Source organism: Microbispora corallina (assembly GCF_016863035.1).
Classification (GTDB): domain Bacteria; phylum Actinomycetota; class Actinomycetes; order Streptosporangiales; family Streptosporangiaceae; genus Microbispora; species Microbispora corallina.
This window is the reverse complement of record NZ_BOOC01000002.1, coordinates 250,200-269,920: the sequence shown is the minus strand read 5'-3', so window position 1 is coordinate 269,920 and position 19,721 is coordinate 250,200. Positions and strand designations below refer to the sequence as shown.

General features: G+C 73.4%; 15 protein-coding genes. 13 read left to right on the top strand and 2 right to left on the bottom strand.

Translation table 11 applies throughout. The features are described 5' to 3' along the window. Window positions 1–337: 337 nt before the first annotated feature. From Mco01_RS03425 to Mco01_RS03405, 5 genes are read left to right on the top strand one after another with little or no spacing between them, the layout of a single operon-like run. Window positions 338–1,759 carry a class I adenylate-forming enzyme family protein gene (locus Mco01_RS03425; RefSeq protein ID WP_239103306.1) on the top strand — a complete coding sequence of 474 codons (1,422 nt, stop codon included), beginning with the start codon at window positions 338–340 and terminating at the stop codon, window positions 1,757–1,759. After that, window positions 1,756–3,348: a condensation domain-containing protein gene (locus tag Mco01_RS03420; RefSeq protein ID WP_204055409.1), complete on the top strand. Its 1,593-nt coding sequence runs from the start codon at window positions 1,756–1,758 to the stop codon at window positions 3,346–3,348. Before Mco01_RS03425 ends, Mco01_RS03420 begins: the two co-directional genes overlap by 4 nt. Then, a complete protein-coding gene (locus tag Mco01_RS03415) occupies window positions 3,345–4,271 on the top strand; it encodes a thiamine pyrophosphate-dependent dehydrogenase E1 component subunit alpha (protein WP_239103305.1) in 927 nt (308 codons plus the stop codon). Before Mco01_RS03420 ends, Mco01_RS03415 begins: the two co-directional genes overlap by 4 nt. Next, the gene (locus Mco01_RS03410) at window positions 4,262–5,266 is read left to right on the top strand and encodes an alpha-ketoacid dehydrogenase subunit beta (RefSeq protein ID WP_204055408.1); all 1,005 of its coding nucleotides are present in this window, start codon (window positions 4,262–4,264) and stop codon (window positions 5,264–5,266) included. Before Mco01_RS03415 ends, Mco01_RS03410 begins: the two co-directional genes overlap by 10 nt. Further along, window positions 5,259–6,644 carry a 2-oxo acid dehydrogenase subunit E2 gene (locus Mco01_RS03405; protein ID WP_204055407.1) on the top strand — a complete coding sequence of 462 codons (1,386 nt, stop codon included), beginning with the start codon at window positions 5,259–5,261 and terminating at the stop codon, window positions 6,642–6,644. The genes Mco01_RS03410 and Mco01_RS03405 overlap by 8 nt, the downstream gene beginning before the upstream one ends. Before the next feature lie 103 nt (window positions 6,645–6,747). Here Mco01_RS03405 and Mco01_RS03400 read toward each other — a convergent pair whose 3' ends face one another. Continuing rightward, complete coding sequence (locus Mco01_RS03400; protein ID WP_204055406.1) at window positions 6,748–11,691, bottom strand: ATP-dependent helicase; 4,944 nt, start codon at window positions 11,689–11,691, stop codon at window positions 6,748–6,750. A 117-nt stretch (window positions 11,692–11,808) separates the two neighbouring features. On the opposite strand from Mco01_RS03400, the gene Mco01_RS03395 reads away from it, so the two are divergent. The 5 genes from Mco01_RS03395 to Mco01_RS03375 all read left to right on the top strand — a co-directional run bounded on the left by Mco01_RS03395 (window position 11,809) and on the right by Mco01_RS03375 (window position 14,485). Next, complete coding sequence (locus Mco01_RS03395; RefSeq protein WP_204055405.1) at window positions 11,809–13,143, top strand: pyridoxal phosphate-dependent decarboxylase family protein; 1,335 nt, start codon at window positions 11,809–11,811, stop codon at window positions 13,141–13,143. 46 nt (window positions 13,144–13,189) lie between these two features. Then, a complete protein-coding gene (locus Mco01_RS03390; RefSeq protein WP_036322373.1) occupies window positions 13,190–13,678 on the top strand; it encodes a VOC family protein in 489 nt (162 codons plus the stop codon). Between the two features lie 57 nt (window positions 13,679–13,735). Further along, a complete protein-coding gene (locus tag Mco01_RS03385; RefSeq protein ID WP_036322371.1) occupies window positions 13,736–13,930 on the top strand; it encodes a DUF3046 domain-containing protein in 195 nt (64 codons plus the stop codon). A gap of 70 nt (window positions 13,931–14,000) precedes the next feature. Continuing rightward, window positions 14,001–14,243 carry a hypothetical protein gene (locus Mco01_RS03380; RefSeq protein ID WP_204055404.1) on the top strand — a complete coding sequence of 81 codons (243 nt, stop codon included), beginning with the start codon at window positions 14,001–14,003 and terminating at the stop codon, window positions 14,241–14,243. Next, window positions 14,240–14,485 (top strand): transcriptional regulator, encoded by a 246-nt coding sequence (locus Mco01_RS03375; protein WP_204055403.1) that lies wholly within the window; start codon window positions 14,240–14,242, stop codon window positions 14,483–14,485. The genes Mco01_RS03380 and Mco01_RS03375 overlap by 4 nt, the downstream gene beginning before the upstream one ends. Window positions 14,486–14,598: 113 nt before the next feature. Here the strand turns inward: Mco01_RS03375 and Mco01_RS03370 are convergent, their stop codons facing one another. Beyond that, the gene (locus tag Mco01_RS03370) at window positions 14,599–14,874 is read right to left on the bottom strand and encodes a hypothetical protein (protein WP_204055402.1); all 276 of its coding nucleotides are present in this window, start codon (window positions 14,872–14,874) and stop codon (window positions 14,599–14,601) included. 316 nt (window positions 14,875–15,190) lie between these two features. On the opposite strand from Mco01_RS03370, the gene recA reads away from it, so the two are divergent. From recA to rny, 3 genes are all read left to right on the top strand, one after another. After that, window positions 15,191–16,294, top strand: coding sequence for a recombinase RecA (gene recA, locus Mco01_RS03365; RefSeq protein ID WP_036322359.1), 1,104 nt, complete (start codon window positions 15,191–15,193; stop codon window positions 16,292–16,294). Between the two features lie 8 nt (window positions 16,295–16,302). Then, window positions 16,303–17,655 carry a recombination regulator RecX gene (gene recX / locus Mco01_RS38895; protein ID WP_239103304.1) on the top strand — a complete coding sequence of 451 codons (1,353 nt, stop codon included), beginning with the start codon at window positions 16,303–16,305 and terminating at the stop codon, window positions 17,653–17,655. Window positions 17,656–17,975: 320 nt separating this feature from the next. Continuing rightward, window positions 17,976–19,601, top strand: a complete 1,626-nt coding sequence (gene rny, locus Mco01_RS03355) for a ribonuclease Y (RefSeq protein WP_204055401.1) — start codon at window positions 17,976–17,978, stop codon at window positions 19,599–19,601. Window positions 19,602–19,721 lie beyond the last annotated feature (120 nt).

Genomic DNA, 19,721 nt, shown 5'->3' with positions numbered 1-19,721 from the left:
AGAATGGAACGCCCGAGGTCGCAAGCATCCCCGCGTAGCCCCCTGTGCTCGGATGAATGCAGCTCGAAGGCCGAGGTGAGCGCCCCCGGCGCACAGTAATTGGAAAGGTTGTTTGCAGTTACCCGACGGGGTCAGTCTGGCACGGCGCCGGGCCGCTCACAACCCCTCCGGTCGCCCGGAATGCCCGGCGCGGACGGCCCTCTCGACGCCGCGACCCCCTTGTGACTCGTCATTGCGACATGCCAGACTTAGCCCGCAATTATTGGAAACATTCCTTTCAGTATTAAAGTTTCCTCCCTATTTCGGTATGTGATATTCATCCGATCTATTCGGAGTGATGATGAGGACCGCGCTGGAGGTTCCGACGCTTCCCGGCCTCCTGGCCGCCCGCGCCGCCGACGAGCCGGCGGGCGTCGCGATGATCGTCGACGGTGTCGGCGAGCTCACCTTCGGGGAGTGGGAGAAGCGGTCGGCCGCGGTGGCGTCCTCGCTGCTCGCCGCGGGGGTCGGGCCCGGAGATCGGGTCGTGCTGGTGTTCCCGGCGTCGGAGTGGATCGACTACGCGGTCACGTTCGCAGGCGTCCTCAGAGCGGGGGCGGTGGCGGTCCCGCTGTCGGACCGCACACCCGACGCCGAGATCGGACGGATCGTGGCCCACTGCGGCGCCTCGATCGTGCTGACCGACCCCGCGGCGCTCCCGCCCGGGTCCCAGCCGCCGCCCGCGCCCCCGGGGCCCGGCGCGCTCGCCCAGATCCTCTACACCTCGGGCACCACGGGGACGGCCAAGGGCGTCGCGGCGAGCCACGCCAACCTGGCCTATGGGACCCGCCTTCGGCCGCGGCACCGGGCGTTCGCGCACTCCCGCCACCTCGTCCACGCGTTCCCGATCGGGACCAACGCCGGGCAGCTGATGCTGGTGAACGCGCTCACCGCGCACCCGGCCGTGGTGACCCTGCCGCGGTTCACGCCCGGGAGGTTCGCCCGGCTCATCGAGCGGTACCGGGCCGGCACGGTGTTCCTGGTGCCCGCGATGGGCATCGAGCTGCTGAACGACCGGGGCGCCCACGACCTGTCCAGTGTGCTGCTGCTCGGCTCGGCCGCCGCCCCGCTGCCCTCGCCGGTGGCCGTCGGGCTCGGCGGGCTCTTCCCCAACGCCACGATCACGAACTACTACACCTCGACCGAGGCCGCCCCGGCCCAGACGATCATGATCTTCGACCCGGAGCGTCCCGGCTCGGTCGGCAGGGCGGCGGCGGGCGGCGACGTCCGGGTCGCCTCGCCCACGGGTGAGGCGCTCCCACCGGGGGAGACGGGCGAGGTGTGGATGCGCTCGCCCGCGGCGCCCCGCTCGTACTACAACGACTCCCGCGAGGGCCCGGCCGTCTTCCGCGACGGCTGGATCAGGATGGGCGACCTCGGCTACCTCGACGAGGAGGGCTACCTCTACCTCGTCGACCGCGAGAGCGACGTGATCAAGTCGGGGGCGTTCAAGGTGTCCACGCTCAAGGTGGAGGACGCGCTGCACGCCCACCCCGCCGTGGTCGAGGCCGCGGCGTACGGCGTGCCCCACCCCGTGCTCGGCATGACCGTCACCGCGGCCGTCGTCCTGCGGGAGGAGGCCTCCGCCGCCGACCTGCGGGCGTTCCTGTCCGGGCGGCTCGCCCCGCACGAGATCCCGGCCGACGTCGTGACGCTCGACGCCCTGCCGCGCAACCGGGGCGGCAAGGTGGACAAACGGGCCCTGCGGGGGCGCGCGTGACCGACCCCTCTCCGGCGTCGTTCGCCCAGGTCGGCATGTGGATCACCGAGCGCATGGGCCGGGCCGGCTCGGCGTACCACATGCCGCTGGTGATCACACTCGACGGCGCGCTGGACGCGTGCGGGCTCATCCAGGCGTGCGAGGCGCTTCTCCGGCGGCACCCCGTGCTGTCCACCGCGATCCAGGAGCGCGACGGCATCCCGGTCGAGGTGCCCGGCGCCCGCCCCGCCATCAGGGCCACCGCCGCCGACGACCTCGACGCGCTGGTCCGGGAGGAGACCCTGCGGCCGTTCGACGTCGAGCGGGGCCCGCTGGCCCGGTTCCGGCTGGCCCGGCTGTCGGCCACCCGGCACGCGCTCGTCGTCGTGGCCCACCACCTGGTCTTCGACGGCGAGTCGAAGGACGTCCTCGTCCGCGACCTCGCCGCCCTGTACAACGGCCGGGCCCTGCGGCGGCTCGACCGGTCGTACGCCGACCACGCGGCGGCCGAGCGCGAGCGGGTCGCGGCCGACCTCGGCGCGGCGCGCGCCTACTGGAGCGCCCGCTGGCGGGAGCCCGGCGAGGTGAGGATCCCCGGTCTCGACCCGTCCGCGCTCACACGGGGTGCGGGCGAGGGCGCGGTCCACACGTTCGCCGGGCGGATGCCCGACGTGCCGGGCGCCTCCCGGTTCGAGGTGTTCCTCGCGTCCGTGCACGCCCTGCTGTTCGCGTACGGCAACGAGGCCCCGGTGTGCGCCGTCGACGTCTCGACCCGCACACCCGAGTTCCGGGACCACATCGGCCTGTTCGTCAACGAGCTCCCGGTCTGGTCGTCGCCGTCCCCGGAGACGACGGTGGCCGGGCTCGCGGTCCGGCTCCACGACGACCTGCGGGAGCTGTACCGGTTCCGGCCGGTGCCGCTAGCCCGGGCCGTCAGGGGGCTGCGGCCCCGCACGGCCCTCGCGCCGGTCTCGGTGAGCTACCGGAGGCGGCGGGAGGAGTCCGAGCCCGCATTCGCCGATCTGCGCGCGAAGGTCGACTGGGCGGTGTTCAACCACGCCGTCCGCAGCGCGCTGCACCTCCAGGCGGTCGACGGCCCAGAGGGCCTGACCGTGGTCATGCAGTACAGCTCCCACGCCCTCTCGGGTGTCACCCAGATAGCGGAGGACCTCAAAGCCATCATGACGAATCCAGACATTGTTCTCGGGGAGATCTCGACGGGCGGCGCCGGGCCGGCGACCCTCGCCGACGAGATCAGGGCGATCTGGCAGGAGGTGCTCGGCATCGACGAGGTCGGCGACGACGAGGACCTGTTCGATCTCGGCGGCCACTCCCTGACCATCACGCAGATCATCGCCCGCATGCGCAAGCGGCTGGGCATCGAGGTGCCGCTCGACGTGTTCTTCGACACGCCGACGATCAGCGGCGTCCTGGAGTCCATCGGCGCGGACCCGGCCGCGCCGGCTCACGGGGCGGAGGCCGGGGACGGGCCCGCGCCGGCTCACGCGGCGGAGGCCGGCCACCGGCCCGCGCCGGCTCACACGTCCGGATCCGTGCACGCGGCGGAGGCCGGGGACCCGGCCGGCTCGGCCGCGGGCAGCGGCCGGTGACCGAGCCGTCGGTCGCCCTGGCCGGCTCCACGCTGCCGGCCGGCGACGACCTCGACCTGCTGCTGCTCATCAGGCACTTCGAGCTGGCGCTGCTCGACCTGTTCGGGCGCGGCGAGCTCAACGGGACGACGCACACGTGCCTGGGCCAGGAGTACGTGCCGGTGGCGCTGCGGGGGCTGCTCGGCGAGGCCGACCACGTCTTCAGCAACCACCGGGGGCACGGCCACTACCTCGCCCGTTTCCAGGACCCGGCCGGGCTGCTCGCCGAGATCATGGGCCGCGAGGGGGCGGTCTGCCGGGGGGTCGGGGGCAGCCAGCACATCCTGCGCGACCGCTACGTCTCCACCGGCGTGCAGGGCGAGAGCCTTCCGGTCGCGACGGGGGTCGCGCTGCACCTCAAGCGGACCTCCCCGGGGGCCCTGGCCTGCGTGTTCATCGGCGACGGCACCTGGGGTGAGGGCGCGGTCTACGAGGCGCTGAACCTCGCGGCGCTCTGGCGGCTGCCCCTGCTGGTGGTCGTGGAGCACAACGGGATCGCCCAGTCCACCCCGACCACCCGCCAGATGTCCGGCACCGTACGGGCCCGGGCCCAGGCGTTCGGGGCCCGCCACCACGGGGTGGAGACCTCGGACGTGGCGGCCATCCGCCGCGAGCTCGCCCCGCTGGTCTCCGAGGTCCGGTTCGAGGGACGGCCGCTGGTCGTCGAGTTCGCCACCCACCGGCTCGGCCCGCACAGCAAGGGCGACGACACCCGGCCCCCCGAGGTCGTGCGGCAGGCCGAGGCGAACGACTGGTACCGGCGGTACGCCGAGGCGGACCCCGCCCGGTTCGGCGCGGCCGACCGGGCCCAGCGCGAGCGGGTGGCGGCCGTCGTCGCCGAGGTCGCCGCCCGGCCCCCGGCGGGGTGGGACCCGTGCGCGTAGCGGAGAACCTCAACGCCGCCCTGCACGCGGTGCTCGAGGCCGACCCTTCGGCGTACGTGATCGGGGAGGACATCACCGATCCGTACGGCGGTGCCTTCAAGATCACCAAAGGGCTGTCGAGCCGGTTCCCCGACCGGGTGCTGGGGACGCCGATCAGCGAGTCGGGCATCACCGGGCTGGCCGCGGGGCTCGCCCTGTGCGGCGACGCCGCGATCGTCGAGATCATGTTCGGCGACTTCGTGGCGCTCGCGTTCGACCAGATCGTCAACTTCGCCGCCAAGTCCGTCTCGATGTACGGCTCTCACGTGCCCATGCGGATGGTCGTGCGGTGCCCGTCCGGGGGCGGCCGCGGATACGGTCCGACGCACAGCCAGAGCCTGCAGAAGCACTTCGTCGGCGTGCCCGGGCTGTCGGTGTACGAGATGTCGCCCCTGCACGACAACCGCGTCGTGCTGGAGGAGATGCTGGCCGCCGGCCGGCCGGCGGTGTTCTTCGAGGACAAGGTCCTCTACACGCGGCGGATGCACGACGTGGGGGACCTGTTCCTCCACGACCACCTGGCGGGGTCCGGCGGGACGGCGGGCGCGGCCCGGGTGTTCCTCGAGGACCCGGAGGCCGCGGACTGCGTGATCATCGCCCCCGGCGGGATGGTGGAGCGCGCGGTGGGCGCGATGCGCCGGCTGCTGCTGGAGCAGGAGGTGAGCTGCACACTCGTCGTGCCGTCCCGGCTCCACCCCTTCGACGTCGAGCCGCTGCTGCCGTCGCTGCGCCGGGCGCGGGCCGTGCTCGTCGCCGAAGAGAGCACGGCGGGCGGCACGTGGGGGAGCGAGGTCGCCCACCGGATCCACGCCCACCTGTGGCGGGACCTGCGGCGGCCGGTGACGCTCGTCCACTCGGCCGACAGCGTGATCCCCACCGCCCTCCACCTGGAGCGGAGCGTCCTCGTGCAGGAGTCCACGATCCACGACGCGGTGCTGGAGGCCCTGCGTGACTGACATCCGGGTGCCGAAGCTCAACAACAACGACACCTCGTACGTCCTGGTCGAATGGGTGGCCGAGGACGGCGGGGCGGTCGCCTCCGGCGACCCGGTCGCGGTCCTGGAGACCTCCAAGGCCACCGAGGAACTGGTCGCTGAGGAGGACGGGTACCTTTGGCGGGTGCTGCCCCTCAACGCCGACTGCGCCCCCGGCGACCTGATCGCCCGCCTCACCGCCGACGCCACCCCGCCCGCCGACGCCCCGTCCACGGATGCCGCGACCGGCTCCGGCTCGCCTGTGGACGCCGCGACCGGCGCCACTCCGCCTGCGCACGCCGCGACCGGCTCTCGTTCGCCCGTCGACGCCGCGACCGCAGTCACTCGGCCTGGGCACGCCGTGACCGGCGCGGGCGCGCCGGAGACGACGGGCGCGGCGCCCGTGGACGCGCGGGAACCGGTGATCACGGCTCCCGCGCGCGCCCTGATCGAGGAACTGGGCGTCGACCCCGCCGAGCTGCGCGCGCTCGGCGTCCCCGTGGTCCGCCGGACCGATGTCGAGCGCCTGGCCGCGGCCCGCCTCGCCCCGGCGGGAGAGGGTGGCCGGGCCGGACAGGTGGGGGAGGCGGCCCGGGCCGGACAGGCGGGGGACGCCGGGCGCGGCGACGACGACGGGCGGCCCGGCGGCGCCGGGTGGCGGCCGTCCTCCGGCGGCGCGAGCGGTACGTCCTACGAGCTGTCCCGGGTGCAGCGGGCGGTGGCGCGGGCCGTGCGCGCCTCGCATGAGACGATCCCGGCGGCGTACACGGTCATGCGGATCGACGTCGGGGACGCGCTCGCGCTGGCGGCCCGGCTGACCCGCGAGGTCAGGCGGCCGGTCGGCCTGCCCGAGCTGGTGACCTGCGCGGTCGCCCGCCTGCACGCGGCCTTCCCCCTGCTGTACGCCACGCTCGCGGACGAGCGGACGGCGCTGCTTCCCGACGCCCCGCACATCGGGGTCACGATGGACGCCGGCGCCGGGCTGTTCGTGCCGGTCATCCATGACGCCGGCCGCCGGTCGCTGAAGGAGGTGGCGGCGCGGCTCATGGAGTACCGCCTCGCCGCCGCCACCGGCGACTTCCGGGAGGACGACCTGGCGGGGGCCAACATCGTCGTCACCCTGCACCACGACGGCGACGTCACGCTCGCGATCCCGTTGATCTTCCCGGGCCACGCCTGCGCCCTGGCCGTCGCCTCCCCGCAGGAGGTGCTCCAATTGCGCAGCGGCGAGGTCGTCAGCCGGACGTACGCGAACATCGGCCTCGCCTACGACCACCGCCTCGTCAACGGACGGGACGCCGCCCTCTACCTCCGGGCCCTCAAGGACCTCCTTGAGGACCCCGAGAGCACGTTCGCCTGACCCGCCCCCGGCGCTCGTCCGGACCGACCGTGGCGCCCAAGCCGTAACCGGCTCGGCCCGCGGGCCATGGGTGACCGCAGCGGTCACGGGGAACGGCGGAGGCTCAGCCGCGGATGCGGAGGCCGCGGGGAGTGGGGTGGAACCCGGCGGCCTCCAGGGCGGCGGCGAGCGGCGACTCGGTGATGGCCGCGCCGTCGGCGCGCTCGACCGTGAGCTTGCCGAGGGCGCCCCGCCGGACGGCGACGGCCAGCGACTCGACCGCGGGACGCAGGTCGTCCTCCTCCCCGAACGACAGCAGGGTCTTGCCGCCGCGCTCGACATAGAGCACGAGCCGTCCCTCGACCAGGACCACCAGGGCGCCGGCCTTACGCCCCGGCTTGTGCGTCACGTCGTCGTCCCGGTCGGGCCACGGGAGGGCCGCGCCGTAGGGGTTGGCGGGGTCGGTCGCCGCGAGGACGACGGTCCGCTTGGGTGGGGCGGCCGCAGGCATGGCCCAGATGTCCTCCTGCGGGGGCGCGCCGCCCGGCGCCATCGCCCGCATGCGGTCCACCGCGCCAGGCAGGGCGAACTGGGCGCCGCCGAGCCCTTCGACGAAGTAGCCGCGCCGGCACCGGCCGCTCTCCTCGAACGCGCGGAGCACCTGGTAGACCGAGGAGAAGCCGCCCGGGATGCGTTCGGAGGTGATCCCGCCCCTGGTCAGCACGCCGTGCCGTTCGAGCAGGACCTCGGCCTGGGCGTGGGCCCGCTGTGTTCCGTCCGGCGAGGGGGCGGGCAGCAGCCACCAGCGGCCGCTGACCGTGGGCGGACCGCTCCGCGTGGGCAGGACGGCACGGCGGCGGCGGGTCGTGGGCGGACGGTGGGCGGGCCGCCCCGTGCCGAGGATCGATCGCAGGGGCGCGAGCGTGTCGCCGGTGACGCGGCCGGCCCAGACCAGATCCCACACCGCGGCGGCCAGCACGGTGTCGTCCGGGACCGCGGACGGCACCCCGGGCACCGGCGACGGGGCGGCCGAGCCGAGGATCCGGGCACGGCGGGCCAGAGAGGCGCTGGGAGGGGCTGCGCCGTCTGCGTCGCCACGACGGTCGTCAGGGCCGCCTTCGGTACCGAGGCGGTCGTCGCGGACGGCGAGCGCAGCGACGCGGTTGGACAGCTCGCGGAAGAAGAGCGCGCCGCCGCCGCCCAGGATCTCCAGCACCTGCTCGTGCAGGGGCGTCATGGTGATCTCGGACGGCGTGGGCATCAGCAGGGGGGCGGTGTCGGCGAACAGCAGGGACACCCAGCCGTCGCCGCCCGGCAGCGAGCCCTGCCCGGCCCAGAGGACCTCGCCCGAGGAGGTCAGCTCGTCGAGCAGCGCGGGAGTGTAGCCAGGGACCCGGCTCGGCAGCACGAGCGACTCCAGGGCCGAGGCCGGGACGGCGGCGCCCTGCAGGCGCTCGATGGCGCTGATCAGCGCGTCCATCGACCGGCCGGTCCCCGCGGACCCGTGTGCGGCCGGGCCGCCCTGACCGGTGGGGCCGGACGCCCGGGCCGTGGGGGACTCGCCCGTGACGGTCGTGGGCGTGACGCCGTGCCAGGCGGGCAGGAACGCGGCCAGCGTCTCGTGCGGGACCGGCTCGACCTCCTTGCGGAGCCGGGCCAGCGACCTGCGCCGCAACATCCGCAGCACACCGGCGTCGCACCACTCCTCGCCCCGCCCGCCGGGCCGGAACTCGCCGGAGACGACGCGGCCCGCCGACGCCAGGCGCCGCAGGGCGTCCTCCACGACGGACACGCCCACGCCGAACCGCGCGGCCGCGCCACCCGGGGAGAACGGCCCCCGGGTGCGCGCGTGGCGGGCGACCAGGTCGCCCAGGGGATCGGCGGCGACGGGACGCCGCCCGGAGGCGCCGGCCGCCGGGGACTCCAGGAACTCCTGCGGCACGCCCACCGGCAGCGGGACGCCGAGCGCGTCGCGCAGCCGCCAGGCGTCCTCGACCGCCGCCCACTGCTCGTGCCCGGCGATCCGCACCCGGACGGCTCTGCGGGCCCGTTCCAGGCCGGCCAGCCAGGCCGGGTCGCCCTCGCGGATCGAGACGTCCTCCGCGAGCAGCGGGCCGTGGGAACGCAGCAGGTCGGCCAGGTCCTCGGCGTCGCGCAGCGGCCGGTCCAGGCGGGCCAGCTCCCGCTCGGCCTCGGCGATCACGTCGGGATCGAGCAGCTCGCGCAGGTCGGCCTGGCCGAGCAGCTCCGCGAGGAGCGCGGTGTCGAGGGCGAGGGCCTGCGCCCGGCGCTCGGCGAGGGGCGCGTCGCCCTCGTACATGAACGCGCCGATGTAGGAGAACAACAGCGAGGCCGCGAACGGCGAGGGCTGCGAGGTCTCCACCTCGACCACCCGCACCCGCCGGGCGGCCACGTCGCGCATGAGCCGGACCAGCCCCGGGACGTCGAACACGTCCTGCAGGCACTCCCGCATGGTCTCCAGCACGACCGGGAACCCGCCGTAGCCGCTGGCGACGCCGAGCAGGTGCGCTGCCCGCTGGCGCTGCTGCCACAGCGGGGTGCGCCTGCCGGGGTTGCGGCGCGGCAGCAGCAGCGCCCGGCCGGCGCACTCGCGGAACCGGGCCGCGAACAGCGCCGAGCCGCCCAGCTCCTCGGTGACGATCTGCTCGATCTCCTCGGCGTCGAAGGCCGCCACGTCGGTCGGCGCGTCCTCCAGGGTGTCGGGGATGCGCAGCACGATCCCGTCGTCGGAGTGGATCGCCTGCACGTCGACGCCGTACCGCTCGCGCAGCCGCCGCCCGATGGCGAGGGCCCACGGCGCGTGCACCCGTCCCCCGTACGGCGAGTGGATGACCACCCGCCAGTCGCCCAGCTCGTCGTGGAAGCGCTCGACCACGAGCGTGCGGTCGTCGGGGACGTATCCGGTCGCCTCGCGCTGCTCCGCCAGGTAGGACAGCAGGTTGCCGGTTGCGAACTCGTCGAGCCCGGCGGCCCGTACCCGCGACCGGGCGGCCTCCCCGTCGCCCCGGCCGCCGGCGCCCGCGGCCGACAGCTCACGCAGGAAGGCGCCGATGGCCCGGCCCAGCTCGGCCGGGCGGCCGACACTGTCGCCGTGCCAGAACGGCAGCTTGCCCGGCTGCCCGGGAGCGGGGGAGACGAGCACCCGGTCGGCCGTGATGTCCTCGATCCGCCAGGAGGTCGCGCCCAGCACGAACACGTCGCCGACCCGGGACTCGTAGACCATCTCCTCGTCGAGCTCGCCCACCCGGGAGGACTTCTCGCCGACCAGGAACACCCCGAACAGGCCGCGGTCGGGAATCGTGCCGCCGTTGGTCACCGCAAGCCGCTGGGCGCCCGGCCGTCCACGCAGCGTGCCCGTGACCCGGTCCCACACGACGCGCGGCCGCAGCTCGGCGAACTCCTCGCTCGGATAGCGGCCGGCCAGCATGTCGAGGGTCGCCTCCAGGGCGCTGCGCGGCAGCGTGGCGTACGGCGCGGCCCGGCGGACCACCTCCTCCAGCGCGTCGACCGTCCACTCGTCGAGGGCCGTCATCGCGACGATCTGCTGGGCCAGCACGTCGAGGGGGTTGCGGGGATAGCGCAGCTCCTCGATCTGCCCCGAGCGCATGCGCTCGGCGACGACGGCGGTCTGCACGAGGTCGCCGCGGTACTTGGGGAAGATCACGCCCCGGGAGACCGCGCCCACCTGGTGCCCGGCGCGGCCGATGCGCTGCAGCCCGCTGGCGACGCTGGGCGGCGCCTCCACGCAGGCCACCAGGTCGACCGAACCCATGTCGATGCCCAGCTCGAGGCTGGAGGTGGCGACCACCGCGGGCAGGCGCCCGGACTTCAGCGCCTCCTCGATCTGCGACCGCTCCTCCTTCGACACCGAGCCGTGATGGGCCCGCACCACCTCGGGGAGGGCGCCCCCGGACGCGCCCGCCTGGGCCATCAGCTCGGCCGGCATGGGAGCGGCCCCGCTCTCCCGCTGGGCCGACCACTGGGCGTGGAGCTCCTCGAACGCGGCCGACCACTGCGCCGGCTCGCCCGTGGACGGGCCGTCCCCGGGCGGCGGGGCGGCGCGCCGCTCCCAGGCCAGCTCATTGAGGCGGGTGCACAGCCGCTCCGACAGCCGCCGCGAGTTGGCGAACACGATGGTCGAGCGGTGCGCCTCGATGAGGTCGAGCAGGTGCTCCTCGACGTGGGGCCAGATGCTCCGCCGGTGCTCCGACGGCTCGCCGCCCTCGCCGGGCGGCGGGGCCAACTCGGTCATGTCCTCGACCGGGACCACGACATCGACCTCGATGACCTTCTCCGAGGGCGGCTGGACCACGGTCGCCGGCCGCGGGCCGCCGAGGAACGCGGCAACCTCCGCGACCGGGCGCACGGTGGCCGACAGGCCGATGCGCTGGGCGGGCTCGGGCAGCATCGCGTCGAGCCGCTCCAAGGTGAGCGCGAGGTGCGCCCCCCGTTTGGTGGCGGCCACCGCGTGGACCTCGTCGACGATCACCGTCTCGACGCCGCGCAGCGCCTCCCTGGCCTGCGAGGTGAGGATGAGGAACAGCGACTCGGGCGTGGTGATCAGGATGTCGGACGGCCTGGCGGCGAAGCGGCGCCGCTCCTCGGCCGCCGTGTCGCCCGAGCGGATCGCCACCGAGATGTCCGGAGCCGGCAGGCTCATGCGCAGGGCCGTCTGCCGGATGCCGGTGAGCGGGGCGCGCAGGTTCCGCTCGACGTCGACCGCGAGCGCCTTGAGCGGCGAGACGTACACCACCCGGCACAGCCGCTCGGGGGCCTTCTCGCCGCGACGGCGGCGCGGCCGGTCGACCTCGTCGTCCGGCACCGCCGCGGCGGCAGCGTGCTCGACCGCGAGCCTGTCGATGGCCCACAGGAACGCGGCCAGCGTCTTGCCGGAGCCCGTGGGCGCCACGACCAGCGTGTTCTCCCTGCGGGCGATCGCCGACCAGGCGCCCTCCTGGGCCGCCGTGGGCGCGGCGAACGCGCCGGCGAACCACTCCCTGGTCACCGGGCTGAATCCCTCGAGCGCGCCCACCCGCCCATAATGCATCCGCCCACCGACAGAAACGCCCCGCCCGCCGTCGGGGGTCCGGTGCGGGCGTCACTGAGCCGAGGGACTTTTGCTGCCGTTTACCGGGTTTACCCGATTTATCCTCATACTTGCCCGGTGCACTACTATGACGAGCGGCTGACGGACCTGGTCTTCTCGTACATGAGGGACCGCCTGGCCATGGATCCCGTCCCCCTGGACCACCCCGGCGTCAAGGACAAGCTCGACGCGGCGCTGGCGGGGCTCATCACCGCGCAGGGCCACGACCCCGCGAAGGTCCTGGAGGTCTACGCCGACCAGCTCGCCCCGGCCGTGATCTCGGCGGACAGCCCCCGCTTCCTGTCGTTCATCCCGGCGGCCCCGACCAAGGCGGCGCTGCTGTTCGACATGGTGGTCTCCTGCGCCTCACTGCAGGGCATCTCCTGGCTGGAGGCGTCCGGAGCCATCGCGGCGGAGAACCAGGTGCTACGCCTGATCGCCGATAAGGCGGGCATGCCGGCCTCGGCCGGCGGCTGCTTCGTCTCGGGTGGCAGCGCCGCCAACCTGTCCGCCCTCGTCGTCGCCCGCGACACCGCCCGCCGCACGCGGCCCGGGCTCGGCGTCCCGCGGATCGCCGTCAGCGACCAGGCGCACTCCTCGATCATCAACACGCTGAACATCATCGGCGCGGAGGCCCTCGTCGTGCCCACGACCGGCCACCGGCTGACCGGGGAGGCGCTGCGGGCCGCGCTGGAGGCCGACGGCGGCCGCGACGTGATCGCCGTCGTGGCGACCTGCGGCACCACCAACGCGGGGATCGTCGACGACCTGGCGGGCGTCGCCGAGGTCGCCCGCGAGCGCGGCCTGTGGTTCCACGTCGACGGCGCGTACGGCGGGGCCGGGCTGTTCGCCCCCTCCGTACGGGACCTGTACGCCGGGATCGAGCACGCGGACTCGTTCGTGGTCGACCCGCACAAGTGGCTGTTCGCGCCCTTCGACTGCGCCGCGCTGCTGTACCGCGAGCCCCGCCTGGCCAGGGCCGTCCACACCCAGGACGCCTCCTACCTCGACGTCCTCCATACGGAGGAGGACGAGTGGAACCCCACCGACTACGCGTACCACCTGACGAGGCGGGCGCGCGGGCTGCCGCTGTGGTTCTCGCTCGCCGTCCACGGCGTCGACGCGTACGCCGAGGCGATCGAGAAGGGGATCGAGCTGGCGCGGCGCGCCGCCGGCCTCGTCAGGAGCAGCGACCACCTCGAACTGGTCGTGGAGCCCACGCTCTCGGTCGTCCTGTTCCGGCGGAAAGGCTGGCAGGCGGACGACTACCACCGCTGGTCGCGGCGGCTGCTGGCGGGACAGATCGGATTCGTCACGCCAACGGGCTGGGAGGGGGAGACGGTGGCCCGGTTCGCCTTCCTCCATCCCGGCACGACGATCGGGATCGTCGAAGAGATCCTGGCCACCATGTGAGCCCCCCATGGCTCGATCCGGGGGTGATGGGACAAGCTTGCGAAGTATGGAAATTGATTACGCGGCCATCGAGTCGGAGCGCGCGCGCATCCGCGAGCGCTATCTGAGCGAGCGCCGTGCCGAGAGCAGCGCGAGGGGTCTGCACCACTTCGCGCTGATCTCGTCGGACGTCGAGCGCACCATCCGCTTCTACCACGAGCTCCTCGAGTTCCCCCTGACCGAGATCTTCGAGAACCGCGACTACCGGGGCTCCAACCACTTCTTCTTCGACATCGGGAACGGCAACCTGCTGGCGTTCTTCGATCTCCCCGGCCTCGATCTGGAGCCGTACAAGGAGGTCCTGGGCGGGCTCCACCACATCGCGATCTCGGTCGACCGGCCGACGTGGGAGCGGCTGCGGGGCAAGCTCGACGCCGCGGGCGTGCCGTACCAGGAGGAGAGCGGGGCCTCCGTCTACTTCCGCGACCCCGACGGCGCGCGCCTCGAACTGCTCGCCGACCCCCTCGGGGAGATGTACGGCACCCGCGTCATGTGAGCTCGTGCCGGTTCTCGCCCCGGACGGACCGCTCCGGGGCGAGGCCATACTTGACGCATGCGCCTGACCGACTTCTGGAACCGGATGCGCCGCCACTTCGGCGAGGCGTACGCGGAGTCGTGGGCGAAGGACTACGTCATCGCCGGTCTCGGCGGCCGGACCGTCGAGCAGGCCCTCGCCGAGGGCGTGGCGGCCAAGCAGGTCTGGCAGGCCGTCTGCCAGGAGGTCGACGTGGATCCCCGCCTCCGCTGAACCCCCACCCCCTCTCCGGGCCGCTTCCGCGCGCCGTCAGCCGGTCCCGGCGATCGCCGGAGGCGCGTGCGTGCTGCTCACGATCCTGATCACCGTCTACTGGTACCGGCGCCGCGTCCACGACCGGCTCGTGGCGCGCCTGAACGGCCCGCTGACCGCGGCGTACACGATCACGATGGCCGCGTTCGCGTTCGGGGTGTTCCTCCTGCCCGACCACCCGGCCCCCGTGTGGGTGACCGCGCTGGTCGCGGTGTCCGTGGTGGCGGGGCTTCCCCTGGTGTGGGGCGCGTGGCGGCTGCTGGCGAGCCGATGACCACCCATCCCCGGCACGAGCTCGACGACCTGATCCACGCGCCGGTCCGTCTGTCGATCATGGCCGCACTGGCGGCGTCCGAGAAGGCCGGCTTCCGCTTCCTGCGCGACACGATCGAGGTCAGCGACTCCCTGCTGTCCAAGCACATCCTCACCCTTGAGGAAGCCGGCTACGTCCGCGTGTACGAGCGGGCCGTCCTGCGCACGGGGGCGAGGGTGCGGTTGGCCGACGCCATCCGCTGAGGGGCACCCCGGGAGGGCGACCGGGCGGGATGTGTCCGGCGGGCTCGGTCGGGCGGGCGTGTCGGGCGGGCGTGTCGGGCGGGCGTGTCAGGCGGGCGTGTCAGGCGGGCGTGTCAGGCGGGCTGGGAGAGTTGATTGCGGATCGTCTCGGCGGTGAGCCCGGGCTCCTCGACGCTCTCCTGCCCGTCGGGCGACCACAGGAAGGTCCAGCCCTCGCGCGACGGCGACGCGAAGACGATCGTCTGCCTCCTCGTGCGCGGGTGCCAGACCCACAGGACGGGCTCGTCACCGCCCACGAGGCGGCCCGCGAGCCCGCGCTCGGGGAGCCGCGCCGCGAGGGCTTCGAGGTATGCGCGGCGCTCGCGGCCGTACGCGCTGGTCCCCGTCACGTAGCCGCCTTCACGTGGAGATCCGGCTTTGGTACAAGGATCGCCGCAGGTCAACGGGCTGACAACCATGTCCGGGTAAGGCCCGGGAATGTAACGCCGGGGTGCGGTCCGCCTTCCGGCGGCGCCACCCGCGTGGCGAATGGGGCTTTCGAGGTGTGATCGAACAGTCGTTCGGCTATATTGGAGTGGTCGCCGCCGGGGTGCGGCCGTTCCCGGTCGCCCTCGTCCACAGCGACGCGAAAGCCCGGGAAAATGTCGGTGGCACCCCGTAGCTTTTCGGTGACCGAGAAGACGACGACCCTCCAGGGGGCACCCAATGGCAATCAACGACCGCGAGAAGGCCCTTGAGACCGCCCTCGCACAGATCGAGCGGCAGTTCGGCAAGGGCTCCGTCATGCGCCTCGGAGACGACGCGCGTGCCCCGATCGAGGTCATCCCCACCGGTTCGATCGCTCTCGACGTCGCCCTGGGCATCGGCGGCTATCCCCGCGGCAGGATCGTCGAGGTGTACGGCCCCGAGTCCTCCGGTAAGACGACGGTCGCCCTGCACGCCGTGGCCAACGCCCAGAAGGGCGGCGGCATCGCCGCGTTCATCGACGCCGAGCACGCCCTCGACCCCGAGTACGCCAAGAAGCTGGGCGTCGACGTCGACGCGTTGCTCGTCTCCCAGCCGGACACCGGTGAGCAGGCGCTCGAGATCGCGGACATGCTGATCCGCTCCGGCGCCGTCGACATCATCGTGATCGACTCGGTGGCGGCCCTCGTGCCGAAGGCCGAGATCGAGGGCGAGATGGGCGACAGCCACGTCGGTCTCCAGGCCCGCCTCATGTCGCAGGCGCTGCGCAAGATCGCCGGCGCACTGAACCAGACCCGGACCACCGCCATCTTCATCAACCAGCTCCGCGAGAAGATCGGCGTCATGTTCGGAAGCCCCGAGACCACCACGGGTGGCAAGGCGCTGAAGTTCTACGCGTCGGTGCGGCTGGACGCGCGCAGGATCGAGACACTCAAGGACGGCACCGAGCCGGTCGGCAACCGCACCCGGGTGAAGGTCGTCAAGAACAAGATGGCCCCGCCCTTCCGCCAGGCCGACTTCGACATCCTGTACGGCATCGGCATCTCCCGCGAGGGCGGCCTGATCGACATGGGCGTCGAGCACGGCTTCGTCCGCAAGGCCGGCGCCTGGTACACGTACGAGGGCGACCAGCTCGGGCAGGGCAAGGAGAACGCCCGCACCTTCCTCAAGAACAACCCCGACATCGCCAACGAGATCGAGAAGAAGATCAAGGAGAAGCTGGGGGTCGGGCCGCGGCTCGACGCTCCCAGCGAGCCGCCGGCCGCCGCCCCGGCCGCGCCCGCCGCACCGGCCTCCGGCCGTGGCTCGAAGGCCGCCGCCGCGCCCAAGCCCGGTGACGTCTGATCGCTGCAATGAGGCGCGACGACACCTCCGCTCCCGGCGACGAGCCGGGATCGGGGGACTGGACGTCAGGCCCCTGGGGTCCGGCTGACCCGGACCCCGCTCTTTCCCCGTGGGACGGCGAGCCCTCCTCCCCTGAGCGCGACAGTCACGCCGATGCGGCACGGCGTCGGCCCGACGCGGCATGGCCACGGCCTAATACGGAATGGCCACGGCCTGATGCCGGCCCGCCCCCACCGGGCCGGGACGAGGCCCGGCCCACCCTCGACGCGCTCCGGGAGCAGATCCGCAGGCATGAGAGGGGCGAAGCCGGCTCTGGAGCCGACGTCTCTGGAGCCGACGTCTCCGGCTCGGCCGGCCGGGCGACCGCCCCGGGCGCCGGTGGGGAATCCGGGACCGGCGCCCGCTCGAGCCGGCGTCGGAGGGACTCCTCCGCACGCACCCGGCGGTGGCCGCAGGACGGGTACACCGGCGACCGCGATCCCGCCGGCCCTCCCGAGGGCGCGGACCCCACATGGTTCACCGGCGGCCCGGGAGAGAGCCCAGGCGCGGGCGGGCGGCCCGGCTGGTCGCATGATGAGGCGCTGCCCGAGGCCCTGCTCGGCAAGGATCCGGATCCGGAGGCTGGTCGCGGCCGGAGACGTCGCGGCCGACGGCCGGAATGGTCGCCGGACTCCCCGGGAGATCCGGGGACGGACCGAGGGTGGCGAGGCGGCCGGTCCGGGTGGTCACCGGACTTTTCGGGAGATCCGGAGTCGTCGGGAGATCCGGAGGCTGGTCGCGGCCGGAGACGTCGCGGGCGGCGGTCAGGGTGGCTGCCGGACGGGCCTCAGGAGGGGTCTCCGGCGGCGCAGGGGCAGGACGCCGACCCCGAGTCGGTTGCCCGGGCGATCTGCCTCAGGCTGCTGACGATGGCCCCCAGGACCCGGGCCCAGCTCGCCGACGCCCTGCGCAAGCGGGAGGTCCCCGAGGAGGCCGCCCAGGCCGTGCTGGAGAGGTTCTCCGAAGTAGGGCTCATCGACGACGAGGCGTTCGCCGCCGCCTGGGTCAGCTCACGCCACGCCGGTCGTGGCCTGGCCCGCCGCGCGCTCGCCCAGGAGTTGCGGCATCGCGGGGTGGACGAGGAGACGGTCAAGGACGCGGTCGGACAGCTCGACCCCGAGCAGGAGGTCGAGACCGCCCGCGCGCTCGTGGCCAAGAAGCTCGCCTCGACCCGGGGCGCCGACCCCCGGGCCCGCACCCGGAAGCTGGTCGGCATGCTCGCCCGCAAGGGCTACTCGCCGGGCCTGGCGTTCCGCGTGGTCCGCGAGGCGCTGGAGGCCGAGGGCGTCGAATCGGATGACCTTCCCGACGACTTCGGATGACCGCGAGAGCGCCGGAGCGGGCGAGGGATCCGGAGACCCCACCCTGGCAAAAGTCGCTTGACAGACCATCTTTGCTTGCTCGTTACCTCTCTGACGCTTAATCTCGACCGCAGTGAGGAGTTACTCCGCGCAGCGCGGTTTCCCATAACGGTGAACGACGGACGAAAGATCTTGATCGGCCTCCGGGCCGGATCGGTCGCCTCTGAGGGCGGCCGGGGATTTGGGCGATATTTGTCCTGGTGACGCCACCGGGTGGTGCCGTGCTGCGCGCGTGACCCCTCGTCTGGAGATGTGTCTGAGGCGAGAGGGGTGGAGCGAGCATGAACACGATCGTGATCGTTCTGGCGGTTGCGGTGGTGCTGCTGGCTCTCGTGGCGATCGCCGCCCTTGTGATAGTGGTCCGCCGCACCGGCGGCATGACCATGCCCGCCGGCCCCTCACCCGAGCAGCTGGCCGAGGTCAAGGCCGGAGTCAACGAGGAGCTGGAGCGGGCCCGGCGCGAGGCCGAGGAGATCCGGACCAAGGCGGAGCACGACGCGGGGGAGCTCCTCAAGAAGTCGGAGGGTCTGGCCGAGGGCGCCGCGCTGATGCGCAAGGAGGTCGAGGAGGAGTCCCGCATCCTCAAGAGCGAGCTCAAGGAGCTCAGGTCCGACCTCGAACGCCGCGAGAACCGCTTAGCCGAGCGCGAGCAGCGGCTCGACGAGGAAGCCCGCAGGCAGGCCGAACGCGCCCGCAAGCTCGCCGAGACGGAGACCGAGCTCGCCGACCGGCGTGAGGAGCTCGAACGGGTCGCCGAGCGGCGCCAGGAGATCCTCCAGCGGGTCGCCGGTCTCACCGCCGAGCAGGCGAAGGGCGAGCTGGTCAAGGAGATCGAGAACCAGGCCAAGCGCGAGGCCGCGCTGATCGTCCGCGAGATCGAGAGCGAGGCCCGCAAGGAGGGCGAGAAGCGCGCCTGCAAGATCGTCACCCTGGCCGTCCAGCGGGTCGCGACGGAGCAGACGGCCGAGTCGGTGGTCAGCGTGCTCCACCTGCCGGGCGACGAGATGAAGGGCCGGATCATCGGCCGCGAGGGCCGCAACATCCGCGCCTTCGAGTCCACGACCGGCGTCAACCTCATCATCGACGACACGCCCGAGGCGGTGCTGCTGTCCTGCTTCGATCCGGTACGACGGGAGACGGCCCGGCTCACGCTGGAGAAGCTCGTCCTCGACGGCCGGATCCACCCCCAGCGCATCGAGGAGGCGTACGAGCGGAGCAAGGCCGAGGTGCGCGACCTGTGCGTGCGCGCGGGCGAGGACGCCCTGGTCGAGCTGGGGATCACGGAGATGCACCCCGAGCTGGTGACATTGCTGGGCCAGCTCCGCTACCGCACCTCTTACGGGCAGAACGTGCTCAAGCACCTCATCGAGTCCGCCCACATCGCCGGGATCATGGCCTCCGAGCTGCGGCTCGACCGCGACCTCGTGAAGCGGTGCGCGCTGCTGCACGACATCGGCAAGGCGCTCACCCACGAGGTGGAGGGCAGCCACGCCATGATCGGCGCGGAGATCGCCCGCCGGTACGGCGAGCACGAGGACGTCGTCCACGCCATCGAGGCCCACCACAACGAGGTCGAGGTCCGGACGGTCGAGGCCGTCCTCACCCAGGCCGCCGACGCCATCAGCGGCAGCCGTCCGGGCGCCCGGCGCGAGTCGCTCGAGGCGTACGTGAAGCGGCTGGAGCGGCTGGAGGAGATCGCCCAGTCGTACGACGGGGTCGACAAGGTCTTCGCGATGCAGGCCGGCCGCGAGATCCGCGTCATGGTCCGTCCCGACTCGGTGGACGACATCCAGGCGCAGGTCATCGCCCGTGACGTGGCCAAGCAGGTCGAGGAGGAGCTCACCTATCCCGGCCAGATCAGGATCACCGTGGTCAGGGAGTCGCGGGCCACCGAGTTCGCCCGCTGACCGCCCGGCAGGCCGCGCCCCTGCGGCGCCCCTGCCGGGCCCCCTGCCGGGCCGACCCCGCGTCCCAGCGCCCCGCGTCGCGCGGCGGTGCGCCGCCCCCGCACGGTCGTCCCCCTGCCG